14 protein-coding genes are annotated in these 12,305 nt (G+C 42.4%); 7 read left to right on the plus strand and 7 right to left on the minus strand.

The window, feature by feature from the left end; translation table 11 throughout:
• The first annotated feature begins 3 nt into the window (after positions 1 to 3).
• Entirely contained in the window at positions 4 to 615 is a 612-nt protein-coding gene (locus F6K51_RS02020; protein ID WP_293017635.1) for a Uma2 family endonuclease, read from the plus strand.
• A 56-nt stretch (positions 616 to 671) separates the two neighbouring features.
• On the opposite strand, the gene F6K51_RS02025 is transcribed toward F6K51_RS02020, so the two are convergent.
• Together F6K51_RS02025 and F6K51_RS02030 are read right to left on the minus strand one after the other, a co-directional pair.
• Positions 672 to 1,421 (minus strand): Uma2 family endonuclease, encoded by a 750-nt coding sequence (locus F6K51_RS02025; RefSeq protein WP_293017636.1) that lies wholly within the window; start codon positions 1,419 to 1,421, stop codon positions 672 to 674.
• A gap of 83 nt (positions 1,422 to 1,504) precedes the next feature.
• On the minus strand, positions 1,505 to 2,374 hold the full coding sequence (locus tag F6K51_RS02030) for a Uma2 family endonuclease (RefSeq protein WP_293017637.1): 870 nt from the start codon (positions 2,372 to 2,374) through the stop codon (positions 1,505 to 1,507).
• 378 nt (positions 2,375 to 2,752) lie between these two features.
• Here F6K51_RS02030 and F6K51_RS02035 point away from each other — a divergent pair, with 378 nt between their 5' ends.
• Positions 2,753 to 3,895: an agmatine deiminase family protein gene (locus F6K51_RS02035; protein ID WP_293017639.1), complete on the plus strand. Its 1,143-nt coding sequence runs from the start codon at positions 2,753 to 2,755 to the stop codon at positions 3,893 to 3,895.
• 209 nt (positions 3,896 to 4,104) lie between these two features.
• On the opposite strand, the gene F6K51_RS02040 is transcribed toward F6K51_RS02035, so the two are convergent.
• The 3 genes from F6K51_RS02040 to F6K51_RS02050 form a co-directional block, all read right to left on the minus strand.
• Positions 4,105 to 4,266 (minus strand): hypothetical protein, encoded by a 162-nt coding sequence (locus F6K51_RS02040; protein WP_293017640.1) that lies wholly within the window; start codon positions 4,264 to 4,266, stop codon positions 4,105 to 4,107.
• 149 nt (positions 4,267 to 4,415) lie between these two features.
• Positions 4,416 to 5,273, minus strand: a complete 858-nt coding sequence (locus tag F6K51_RS02045) for a Uma2 family endonuclease (RefSeq protein ID WP_293017642.1) — start codon at positions 5,271 to 5,273, stop codon at positions 4,416 to 4,418.
• Positions 5,274 to 5,540: 267 nt separating this feature from the next.
• Complete coding sequence (locus tag F6K51_RS02050; protein ID WP_293017643.1) at positions 5,541 to 6,350, minus strand: carbonic anhydrase family protein; 810 nt, start codon at positions 6,348 to 6,350, stop codon at positions 5,541 to 5,543.
• A 345-nt stretch (positions 6,351 to 6,695) separates the two neighbouring features.
• Between F6K51_RS02050 and F6K51_RS02055 the strand changes: the two genes are divergently transcribed.
• The 3 genes from F6K51_RS02055 to F6K51_RS02065 all read left to right on the plus strand — a co-directional run bounded on the left by F6K51_RS02055 (position 6,696) and on the right by F6K51_RS02065 (position 9,549).
• Positions 6,696 to 7,211 (plus strand): hypothetical protein, encoded by a 516-nt coding sequence (locus F6K51_RS02055; protein ID WP_293017645.1) that lies wholly within the window; start codon positions 6,696 to 6,698, stop codon positions 7,209 to 7,211.
• A gap of 113 nt (positions 7,212 to 7,324) precedes the next feature.
• Positions 7,325 to 7,924 carry an NACHT domain-containing protein gene (locus F6K51_RS02060; RefSeq protein ID WP_293017647.1) on the plus strand — a complete coding sequence of 200 codons (600 nt, stop codon included), beginning with the start codon at positions 7,325 to 7,327 and terminating at the stop codon, positions 7,922 to 7,924.
• Positions 7,867 to 9,549, plus strand: a complete 1,683-nt coding sequence (locus F6K51_RS02065; protein WP_293017649.1) for a HEAT repeat domain-containing protein — start codon at positions 7,867 to 7,869, stop codon at positions 9,547 to 9,549. Before F6K51_RS02060 ends, F6K51_RS02065 begins: the two co-directional genes overlap by 58 nt.
• Positions 9,550 to 10,047: 498 nt before the next feature.
• On the opposite strand, the gene F6K51_RS02070 is transcribed toward F6K51_RS02065, so the two are convergent.
• Complete coding sequence (locus F6K51_RS02070) at positions 10,048 to 10,401, minus strand: hypothetical protein (protein WP_293017650.1); 354 nt, start codon at positions 10,399 to 10,401, stop codon at positions 10,048 to 10,050.
• Positions 10,402 to 10,833: 432 nt separating this feature from the next.
• Here F6K51_RS02070 and F6K51_RS02075 point away from each other — a divergent pair, with 432 nt between their 5' ends.
• Both F6K51_RS02075 and F6K51_RS02080 read left to right on the plus strand, forming a co-directional pair.
• The gene (locus F6K51_RS02075) at positions 10,834 to 10,956 is read left to right on the plus strand and encodes a hypothetical protein (RefSeq protein WP_293017651.1); all 123 of its coding nucleotides are present in this window, start codon (positions 10,834 to 10,836) and stop codon (positions 10,954 to 10,956) included.
• 17 nt (positions 10,957 to 10,973) lie between these two features.
• Positions 10,974 to 11,174 carry a hypothetical protein gene (locus tag F6K51_RS02080; protein WP_293017652.1) on the plus strand — a complete coding sequence of 67 codons (201 nt, stop codon included), beginning with the start codon at positions 10,974 to 10,976 and terminating at the stop codon, positions 11,172 to 11,174.
• 279 nt (positions 11,175 to 11,453) lie between these two features.
• Here the strand turns inward: F6K51_RS02080 and F6K51_RS02085 are convergent, their stop codons facing one another.
• Positions 11,454 to 11,828, minus strand: coding sequence for a hypothetical protein (locus tag F6K51_RS02085; RefSeq protein WP_293017653.1), 375 nt, complete (start codon positions 11,826 to 11,828; stop codon positions 11,454 to 11,456).
• Positions 11,829 to 12,305 lie beyond the last annotated feature (477 nt).

Genomic DNA, 12,305 nt, shown 5'->3' on the forward strand with positions numbered 1-12,305 from the left:
ATCATGACATTAGCCACCACAGCTGTTGAAACTAATCCCATTGTGCTGAGGATGCCTCCAGCATTGGATATGGATGATGACCAATTTTTTGAGTTTTGTCAGGTTAATCGAGATTTACGTATTGAACGCACATTAGACGGAGAAATAATTGTTATGCCCCCAACAGGAGGTGAAACATCTGACAGAAATTCCGACATTAATTTTCAGCTACGGTTATGGAACCGCCAAACAAAGCTAGGGAAAGTTTTTGAGTCTTCTTGTGGCTTTAAGCTGCCCAATGGGGCAGATCGTTCTCCTGATGCATCTTGGCTCAAGCTGGAGCGGTGGGAATCCCTGAGTAAAGAACAAAGGAAAAAATTTATTCCTCTGTGCCCAGATTTTGTGATTGAGTTGCGTTCCCCCAGTGATAGGGTAAAAGACCTCAAGGACAAGATGGAGGAGTACATGGACAATGGTGCGAGGTTGGGGTGGTTGATTGAGCCAAATAGTCGTCGGGTGTATATTTACCGTCCTGGTGCTGATGTGGAGCAATTGGAAAATCCCGCTACGGTGAAGGGGGATGATTCAGTGCTGCCTGGTTTTGTCATGGTTATGGAAGAAATTTGGGAAGGTTGAGGGGTAGTACTTTCAGCCTACTCCCTTCGCTCCTCCTTATCCAAAACTGACCTTAGTTATTTTTGCAGTCTGTGATTAACCTCGTCTACTGATATACTCAAAGCGTCAGCTATCTGTTCCACACTCACCCCTAATCCTAATAAATGGGAAATAGCTTTCTGTAGTGCTTGTTCAGTTTTCTGTAGTGCTTGTTCAGCTTCCTCATAAGCCATGTCCAGTTCTTGAAAATTTAATAGCTTTTTACCTAACTTTGGATCGAAAAACTCTAATTTTCCCTGATTCACTTGAAGTTCTAAACCTAAGACTTCACTGTAAATCGAGAAATCTTCATCTCCTAAAGGTTTGCTAGCTATAGGCTCATAGTTTCCCTCCACCAGACGTAATCCTTTCAGGGGTGGTTGGAGATAATCTTCCACAGGGTCATACTGCATGTATTCTAATACTCCCATATCTTGGTATGTTTGGCGATTAAACCTTTGATCAGTTCCCTTAGTACTTATTGAAGTTACTTCTAAGATCCAACTCGGAAACTTTCCGCCTTCTTCCCAAACTTTGTAGTGTTTTCGTAGTTTATTTTCTACTCCGAAAATTACAAATACATCAGGCTCAATTACCGCATCATATATGCCTTCTAGGTAGTAAATCGATAAGTTACCGGAAACATAAACATCGTCTCGATTTTTGAAATAGTTTTTCAAGGCTTCTACGCCATAAATGATATAATCTCGGTTAGGGTCACTTTCTGCCATTGGTGTACCATTAGTATTGCGGTAGAAAAATTTAGGTTTTAATTGCTCATTAGTCATTGGTCATTCAGCAAGGGAGTAGGGAGCAGGGAATAGGGAATAGGGAATAGGGAACAGGGAATAGGTAAGGGGGAATAACCAATTTAAATGTGACGGTTAACCTCTGCCACTGATAAATTTAGTGCTTCAGCTATCTGTTCAACAGTCAAGCCTAAGCTTAATAACTGGGAAATAGCATTCTGTAGCCCTTCTTCCGCTCGTTGTCGGGCTTGAGCTTCGGCAGCTCGCTCTAACTCCGCTTGTTGTCGGGCTTGAACTTCAGCAGCTCGCTCTAACTCCGCTTGTTGTCGGGCTTGAGTTTCTGCGGTTTGCTCTAACTTTGCTCGTTGATAAGCTATCTCCAGTTCTTGAAAATTTAATAGCTTTTTCCCCAGCTTCGGATCAAAAAATTCTAGTTTTACCTGATGCACTTGCAGCTCTAGACCTAACACTTCACTATCAATAGAAAAATCTCCATCCCCTAAGGGCTTGCTGGGGATAGGTTGATACTTTCCCTTCACCAAACGTAATCCCTTAAGTGGCGGGTTAAGATAATCCCCGGTAGGATCATACTGAAAGTATTCTAATACTCCCATTGTTTGGTATAGTTGGCGTTTTGTGGTTTGATCACTATTCCGGCTGCTTTTTGAGGTTATTTCTAATACCCAACTGGGCAATTTTCCTCCTTCTTCCCAAGCCTTGTAGCTTCTTCGCTGTTTGTTTTCCACGCCAAAAACCACAAATACATCAGGAGAGACTACCTGATCGGGTTCTCCTTTCTGGTAGTAAATAAATAAGTTACCCGAAACATAAACATCTTCCCGATTTTTGAAATAACTTTTTAATGCTTCTACTCCATAAATTAGATAATCCCGAGTAGGATCACTTTCTGTCATAGGTTTACCATCACTATCGGGGTAGAAAATTTCGGTTTTGAGTTCGTCAGTTATTTTAGTAATAGGTACTTTAGTCATAGGAAAGACACCTTCTGATTAAAATTGAAACTAGAAACTTGAAACTTATAGCTGATAGCTTACATTAGTGAACCTTTTCTCTATGGGGAAGAAGGGTAATGGTGAAAACACTTTCCCCATTACCCAAAGGTGTAATTGCAATCACACCGCATTACAGAATCTCTAATTACCTTAATTTGACCATCAGTAGAAAAAACAGATCACCTGTCACTGGACATTTTAGCCACTCTATGATACCGCTGCTAGCATTGACCATCAAAAAGTGTGTTAAGTGTCGGAAGTGTCGGAAGTGTCGGAAGTATGCCAGGATTCCTACTCCCTACTCCCTGCTCCCTACTCCCTACCCAATTTAGAACTGCTATAGAATAGATACACGCTATGTTGAATCGTCGAAGGTTACTAAAGTTAAGTGTTCTTTCAGCTGCTAGTGCCTTGGGTATGTCAGCAGTTTGCTCAAGGGTGAGAACTGAGGTTAGTAGTAGTGAAATGCCGGACTATAACAGCACTGGAGTGAAGTTATTACAGCAGACAACACCCCTTGAGGATGGCTTTTTCTTTCCAGCGGAATGGCAGCCCCATGAATTCACGATCATGGTGTTTCCTCCAGCTCAGAATTGGAAAGGGTATGGTCTGAAGAAGGCAAGGCGGGAATGGGCAGCAGTGGCGAATGCTGTCAATGAGTTTGAACCCGTTTCGATGGTTGTTCATCCTCAAGACAAAGGTGTGGCTAAGGGCTTGTTGAGTTCAGATATCGAACTGATTGAGTTTCCCGTAAACGATGGCTGGGCAAGGGATTCCGGTCCGATGTTTTTGGTGAACGGCAAGGGTTCACGTCGGGTAGCTGGGTTTACCTTCAACGGTTGGGGTGGTAAGTTTCCCCCCTATCACGACGATGCTTTACTAAAAGCGCGATTGTCTAACTATTTTGAGACTACCATGTACTCATCCTCTTTAGTGTTGGAGGGCGGTGGTGTCACATTAGATGGTGAAGGTACTATTATCACCACTGAAGAATGTTTACTTAACCCCAATCGCAACCCCACCATGAGTAAGTCTCAAGTTGAGAGACTTTTGAAGGACTATCTCGGGGCTGAAACGGTGGTTTGGCTAGGTCGTGGTATCGTGCCTGATCCCGTCACAGATGGACATGTGGATGGGATTTGCGCATTTGCAGCACCTGGATTGGTCTTACTCCATAGCACTGATGATGCTAATGATCCAAACTACAAGATTTGTCGGGATGCTAAGCATCGATTACAACAAAGTACTGATGCTCGTGGACGTAAGTTTGAGATTGTTGAGATTCCTCTTGGCTTAGATGTTGCTCATATGAATTTTTATATTGCTAATAATGCTGTGATCGTTCCAGTTGCTGGTGACTCCAGCCAAGATGATGCTCCCCTTGCTATTCTGCGTGAGGTTTTCCCTGGGCGGAAGGTTGTTGGTGTAAATAGTCTGATTCTGGCTGAAGGTGGAGGAGGGGTTCATTGTATTACCCAACAGGTACCTGTGGCTAAGTAAGCATAGAGCCGTCAGCAGTCAGCAGTCAGTAAATTTTGGGGCAGGAAACAGGCAAGATGCCTGTTCCACCAACATGCCTGTTTTACACAAATAACTATTTAAGCAATATTTAACAAATAGTCTCTGATTTTATGACAGTTTTATATTATTAATTCCTAGATAATTTTCTTGATAATCTGCTCAAACTACAGGTTATTAACTTCAGCCTTTCAAAAGATACCATCAAATTCACCAGCCTCAAATCTTTTTCTCAATTCCTGGCGCTGAATTTTGCCGATCGCTGTTTTCGGAATCGTCTCTTTGGGAACGGGAATCAGGTAATCTGGATTTAACCCAATCGTGTTCACAACGGTTTTCCGAATTTTCGCCATGCACTGCGTTTAAGGAATTATCGTCAGTATCAGTAGCACTGAAAAAGATTGCCAATCTATCAGTATTGTCCCCAATTATCCGAACATAATCTCACCCACCAGCGGGTCAAACAGCTTAAATGACATACACCCACCAACTCAGACAGAGGTTAAATTTCATCGGGATTAATACCCATCTGTCGTAACCGTTCTGCTAATTGTTCAGCTCGTTGTTGAGCCAGTTCAGCTCGTTGGTGTTCCTGTTCAGCTCGTTGTTGAGCCAGTTCAGCTCGTTGCCGTTCCTGTTCAGCTCGTTGCCGTTCCTGTTCAGCTCGTTGGCGTTCGAGTTCGGTTCGTTCTGCCTCAGTAGGAATCCAATTCCCCTGTTGATCATACCAACGTAGCCACAACCGATTCAATCCCCGATATTCCCCAAGCCATAGTCCTAAACCCAATTGCAACTCAGGGATCCAAAATTGGGAATTGTCTATGGTTTGGGGTTGATAGCTGCCGCCATCTAACTTAAAAAGTTGTAATTCGTTACTGACTCGGTCAAAGGTAACATAGTAGGGAATCGCTAAAATTTGCTCGTACACTTCCCATTTGGTTGGTGCTTCTCCCGTTCGTTCACTGTAACCAAGGTCTTGATCTCTGGTGCTGGCAGATAGCAATTCTATGGCCACAATTGGTCTGACCTCTTCTTGCCAGATTACATAACTCATTCTGAGCTCTCTTTCCTGGTAGAATCGGGAAATCCCCACTACAGCAAACCAATCCGGTCGTTTGTACCAAGCGGTATGGTTAGGGTCATAATATAAATTTAAGTCACTGGCGACAAACACCCTTTCGCTCTCATAATTGGGAGGGCGAAATGTCTCACTACACAGTTGTGGCTGCCAAAGATGAAATTCGTCAGGCAAACCCGGCTCCTCGGGATCTTCACTGGGTAAATCATACATGGTGGGCAGGGTTTCTTTGGCCGGATGAGGGAGAATAACCTGCTCAAATAAGGGTTTGGCAACAGACATGAGATTACCTCAATTTTTTCCGACTCATGACTTTGATTTTAGCAACTGTCGCTAAGCATTTAGCCTTTGCCGCCGATCGTAAGGGGCAAGTCGTAAATGGGCAGATAAACTAAAGACTGAGAACCTAGACACAGAAGGTGATACAGCACCCGTAGACTCAATTTGTAATAAAGAAATTCCCTATATACAAATTGAGTCTACCAGGCTCAAAAAACCCCTGGATAAAGGAGATGGCGACCTCCCTTAAACAGCTATTGAGTCAGCTCTTTATGCTGTCTGCTTTTTCAATGTGCCGCCAGCTGCAATAACACCCAAAGCAATAAGAGAAAGGGTAGAAGCGGGTTCGGGAACGGCACTAGATGCTACAATATCAGTCTGAACGATCCGACTATTGAGGGATTGTACATCGCGAGCATTGCCATTGGGAAAGAGCGTCTGAAAATTGTCAAGTTGCCCTTGGGACAATTCGAGTGTTTCGTTCAGCACAACCCATTTTACGCCCTCAGTAAAGGGTGGCGTTGTCAATGAGCCAGTAAATTGATATGAGGATAGATCATTGGGTAATAAACTACTCAGCTCAAAGTTATTGATGGGAATCTTAGTACTCGTTTCTTGTGGCGGTAAATTTGAAAATATTGGGTCTAGCAATACGTTGAATTTACCTTCTTCAATCCATCTGGCAACTACTAATAAATCACCATCATCACTTTCATGAACCAGGTGCAATTCCCCTGGAAAAGCTTGTCCATCCAGTGTGTTCTCACTGGGCGAATGGAAGTGAAACTGCTTAAGTTCAAATTCTTCAGATTCAAACTCCAGAATACCTGCACCATCCTCTACAACTGCTTCAATAGTGCCGAACTCGTCGGGTGAACCAGTATTAATTATTGCTAGTTCAGTGTCATCACTGTAGGTGAAATTTAGGGAAGGTAGACTATCTACTTTGTTTTCAGAGCGTATGTCAATAGGACTTTGTTCGAGTTGTGCATGTGCAGGGGTCTCATGACTGGCTAAAATTACCAATCCAAGTCCAACAGATACAAATAACACTTCTTGCCTCATGTGCCAAATTGTCATTACTAATGTATGTACTACTGGGTACAGACCAGTTGGATAAAATGCCTGAACCTATTGCTTAGATTAAATTACAGCGACATCGAAAGTTGCTCCGTGTACGCTTAAGTATTGATAATACCAAAAAGAACGTGCCCCCGCAGCTCAAATATCCAAACCCCATGTCAAGTTGCGTAGGGTGTGTTAGGGACGGGCTCCCCTTGATTTTACGCCTCTTGACATCGGTTGAGACAGCCCGGCCCGTAACGCACCACCGGGTCAAACTCCCTGTTCCCGACTCCCGACTCCCTACTACTCCCTAATTCCTTTCCTCTATACTGATAAATAAACCACAAAACTACCAATATCATGCTGGATTGGTTAGCAGTTTGGGGAATTTCTAGTGCCGGGGGCTATCTCGCCAAAGAAGTGATCGGTCCCTTGGCCAAAGACGCTCTAGAAGACTACACCAAAGACTTCTTCAAAGAGTCTATCAAAGAGTATACTGGACTATCGGATCAAAATACCCAGAAAAAACTCTTCGGTAAAGCCTTAAAAGAATTTGTAGCTTTAGTGGAAAGAGAATTGGAAGATGCTGACCTATCCAAGCAAGAATTGAAACAGTATACTAAACCCCTCAAGCAGTATATTAAGGATAAATCCATTAAAGCTATCCTAGGCAGTGCCTTTAGATATGGCTGTCAGCAACTAGATACTGAGACATTAGCTAAGACTTGGATTGAGCTTAAGTTATTACCATTACCGGAAGAATTTCGTTGGAAGTATATTGCTAGACAGTATCTCAAGCAAGTACACACTATCATCCGGGAATCCGATCAGTTACGGCCTATCCGGGATTCCCAAACCTTGGATGCGATCGCGTAGCGTAGCCCTTCGGGCTAATCGCAGAAAACACTAAAGCTACAGCAGGCATTATCCCAGACTTTGACTTAAGCACCTATCAAGAAGCACTCCTAGAGCGCTACGGTAATCTCAGCTTGGATAGTTTAGATACCAATGCTTGTGCCTATAATGAACTAAAACTCTGGAAGATATTTATCCCCCAAAATGTGCGAGAGGTTCATGACCTGATGCCGTCAGCTCTTCATGAACTTCCTAAAGATTATTATAGACAACTGGGAGACAGTGGTCAACTAGACAGGGATATTGATCAAGAGGAGTTAAAACGAGCTAAAGACCTTTATCATCAACAGCCGGTTAAATCCGTATTGGATGTTATTAAAAACTCTCAAAGTTATCGCTATTTAGTGGTTTTAGGAGACCCAGGCTCTGGTAAATCTACCTTGCTGCAATATTTAGCATTAAATTGGGCAAGAACGGATATGACTACTGCCCTTTCTCTACCAATTCCGTTACTGATTGAATTACGCACCTATATCCGGAATCGCGATAACGGACAGTGTAATAATTTCTTGGAATTCTGCCATCAAAGCAGTGGCTCCATCTGTCATTTCAATCAACATCAACTTCATGACCAGTTAAAGGCTGGTAAAGTATTAGTGATGTTTGTTCGCGTAGCGTGGCCAACGGCCATGGCTTGGATGAAGTCTTTGAGCCAGGCAAACGAGAAGATGTGATTACCGATATTCATCGCTTTACCAATACCTATCCTAAGGTAAGAGTAATTGTTACATCTCGCGTCATTGGTTATAAACCCCAACGGCTACGAAATGCTGAATTTCGTCATGTTATGCTCCAAGACTTGGAGTCGGAACAAATTCAAACCTTTATCGAGAAGTGGCATGAGTTAACCTTTACTAATCCAGCCGATAAAGTTAAGAAACGGGAGCGCTTACAAAAAGCAATTGAGACATCCTCCCCGATTCGACAACTGGCGGTAAATCCCCTATTACTAACCATGATGGCAATCCTGAACCGCAATCAAGAATTGCCTCGTGACCGTTCTGAACTCTATAACCAAGCGTCTCGATTACTGCTCCATCAATGGGATGTGGAACGAGCATTACTAGAAGATAATCGTGTTGAACCGAAGACTATTGATTATCAAGATAAGCAACAGATGCTGGGAAAAGTGGCATATTTCATGCAGGGCAATCAAGCAGGGTTAGCGGGAAATCTGATTAGTGGAGAGGATTTAGAAAGGATTATCAAAGAGGAGCTGAAATTACGAGACGTTACTAATCCCAGAGCCGTTGCTAAGGTAATGATTAATCAGTTGCGCACTCGCAATTTTATATTGTGTTTCATGGGAGCTGATTACTACGCCTTTGTGCATCGGACATTTTTGGAATATTTCTGTGCTTGGGAATTTGTCAGGAAATTTGAGAAAAAACAGGATATTTCTATAGAAAACTTGAAAACTGAAGTCTTTGGTCAGCACTGGCGGGATGAATCTTGGCATGAAGTGCTCAGGTTGATTGTGGGCATGATTGATTCCAACAAAGCTGGAGAGATTATTGAGTATTTGATGGCACAAGATGGAGAAGGGTATGAGTTTGGTAATTTATTTCTGGCAGGGGATTGTTTGTCTGAAGTTAGGAATCGGTATGAAATTCAATCAACGGATACTGAATTACTGAATTGCTTCAAAGACTTAATTCACTATGATCTAAATTATGATTATGACCCATATGGATATCAGGCCAATTTAGTCCGTGATCTTCATACTCAAGCTGTTGTAGCAGTAGCCACCCATTGGCAAGACCATCCAGATACCTTACCCCTACTTCAAAAATGGGCTCGCTCTGATACTGATTTGTTCGTGCGAGGTACAGCAATTGAACAGTTAGCTCTAGGTTACAAAGACCACCCAGATACCTTAGCCATACTTCAAGAATCGGCTCGCTCTGATACTTATTGCTATGTGCGACTTAGAGCAATTGAACAGTTAGCTCTAGGTTACAAAGACCACCCAGATACCTTAGCCATACTTCAAGAATGGGCTCGCTGTGATCAGCATTGGTTGGTGCGAGCTAAAGCAATTGAACAGTTAGCTCAAGGTTGGCAAGATCAGCCTTGGTTATTTGAATTTTTATGCTATCGCAGTCTCAATGACCCCTTTGAGCGTGATCAAGACCAGGATTACGACAATGTCAATCCTCGACAAGTAGCCCTTAATGCCATCCTCGAATATTATCCTAACCATTCCCAAACCCGGTCTTTATTGCAGGATAGAGCAGAGCATGAACCCGATTATCGACTGCGATGGTTTGCTCAAGAGAAATTAGCAAAATTACGGTAGTTCTGATAGTAATCAAGTACACAGGATTTTTTACCTGTTCCCTGTTTCCTAAAATTCTCAACTTGTTTACTTCACCCAATTGATAACTGCTATCTATTATCAATAAGCTCTTAAAAAGGCTTGATAATTATTATGAAATATAGTAAATTGCTTAACAGCAAGTAAAGCACTCCCAAAGTCGAAAACCTTGGGAGAGTCATTTTAGGTTACATTAAATCCAGTCTAGCATCCCTGTTTGAATTGTAAAAATATAACCATGGGAATAGATTTGAATGTATAATGTATAATTAAGAATGTATAATGTATAATTAAGAATTTGTAAGCAGGTACACAAAAATGATTACACATTTTACAAAAACCAAAGCCTTACAATGTAAGGATTACATAAATTGAGAGTAGGTAATTAATTCTGTGTAGGTGTTTAATTCTACATTCTTAATTCTACATTCTTAATTCTACATTCTTCATTCTACATTCTTCATTCTAAATTCTACATTTTTAATTCGAGAACAATCGCTCCAATAACGGTTTAGGAATTGTCTCGAAATCCTCCAACAACAAATCCATAATGGCCAGATGGCGCAAGTGACCAGGAGTCAGAGGGTAACAGCGACGACTGGTGTTAAACCAGCCGTTAACAGTGTGAACGGAACAAGAGCAGATTAAAGCCATCTCTTCCCGACTCAAGTCCCACTTACTGTAAAACCGTTGCGGTGTCATACCCAATTCGCAGTAACTATACAGTCGGATTAGGATTTGCTCTCGCTCAGTGATGGGATAGGGATAGGAATTCTCGCCCTTTAACTCCCTCTGTTGTGCAAGCTGTTCAAGGCGCTCCATTGTGCTACGCACACGCTACGCGAACGCTTCGTGATAATCGATGGAATGATAAACAAATCGTTTTTTTGCCATTATTATAGAATTACCTCCATGTAACTTGGGGGGGAGAGCCGCGCTTCCAGGTTGGTGGCCGATGAGCGCGGCTCTTTTTCCAATGAATATATTGTAACCAATGGCTACTATTATTGTCAACAATAAAACCAAAAAAATCAATAAAATTATCAAATTGTTTAATAAATAGTTACAATCTAACGATTAGAAGGGTAATTTTTTTAGCTAATAGCTGTATTCTGGATCATGGCAGTATAAACTTAGTGATTGCCCCAAGTTTAAAATTTACTTGTCAAGGTAGGGAACAGGAATCCCCCCTAATATCAAGTCAGGTTGAATACCCATAATTAGAGGGAGGGTGGGACCCACCCCTAACCCCTCCCAGGAGGGGAAGTGTGGGAAGTGTGGGAAGTGTGGGGAGGGTGGGAAGTCTGGGGAGATAGGGAGATGGGGAGATGGGGAGATGAGGAGATGAGGAGATGGGTAATTGGTAGCGAAGCAACCGTTAACCTTTGACCAACCTTTGACCAACCTTGGCCAAAAGGCCACGCTACGCGAACGACCAACCTTGGCCAAAAGGCCACGCTACGCGAACGACTAACCTTGGCCAAAAGGCCACGCTACGCGAACGACTAACCTTGGCCAAAAGGCCACGCTACGGAACCTGCAACCTTGGCCAAAAGGCCACGCGTGCGCGTTCAACCCAACCTGCAACCTTCAACCTGCAACCTTAAACCTTCGTAGGATACTCTTGAATGTTCTCATCAAAAAACCCGGTCAAGACCGGGAAAATTGCTGAAAAACCAATCAACTTACCAAAGCTTGGCTTTATTACAAAAAATCGTGGAATGTTTGGAAGCCCCGTCTATGAACGGGCAGGGTGCTGACCCTTGATGACCTTTAGACTGAAAAGAGAAAACACTCCCACACCTTGTACCCTTTTTTGAGATCCTAAAAGGTCATCAATTATTAACATTCCCAGACTAGGGCCAGCTCAGAAACCTTCTATGTGACTATCTGATAATGTTACAGGTGAGGGGGCAAGCGGCATAAACCGGAGTCTGGATCAGATCAGGCTCGCCATGTAGCCAATTTAACCAACGAACTTCCTGAGGATGAACCCCCTTAAAGGTTAAGACTCCTGCACCTAATACCACTGCTAAAACATTTACTCCAATCAAACTCCCTGCTACGAGTAATACAGCACTAACCGGCAGAATCGATTGTAGAGCGATCGCTAACAAAGAGCCGGTGGTCACCATCAATACAATCAACGGAAAACCGACAACCAGTAAGCAAACTGCCAAGGTAAATGCCCAAATTAAAAAGCTTTTGACCACTGCTAATGAATCAGTTTGTGTCAAGCTTTGACTTGTGGTTAATGCCATGGTGTTTTCTCCAGTAATCATTAAAAAAAATGAATTGACAGTGTCTGCCCTTGATTGACAGGGTCTGTCCTTGAGTAAATTCTTTGATTTGAAATTTTCTAGGTGAGTTCAAGTATAGGTAAAATTTTGATGAAGATGAACCTTTTGTCAAAAAAGTTTACAGTCAACTCGTCCGACCTATGTATCAAAATTGTTACAATCGTTAAAAGCCGGAAATTATTGGTTATCTTAAGACAGACCGATAATCTACCATTAGACAGATGAATCAATTTTTCATCGCTGATACATAGACCGAAGATATAGACCCAATCAGTTATAGCGTTATAGTTAGATTTATATAGACCGAATCAGTTATAGAGTCGCAAGAACAAGAAAGGGAGCTAGGGTCGGGCATCGGATCAGGATGGGTGAGGGTTTGAATCCGATTTGCTTAACATTTGTTATAATTTGCTTAATATATATTATCCAAATTGAGGA

Origin of the sequence: Moorena sp. SIO3I8 (assembly GCF_010692325.1) — a bacterium.
Classification (GTDB): Bacteria; Cyanobacteriota; Cyanobacteriia; order Cyanobacteriales; family Coleofasciculaceae; genus Moorena.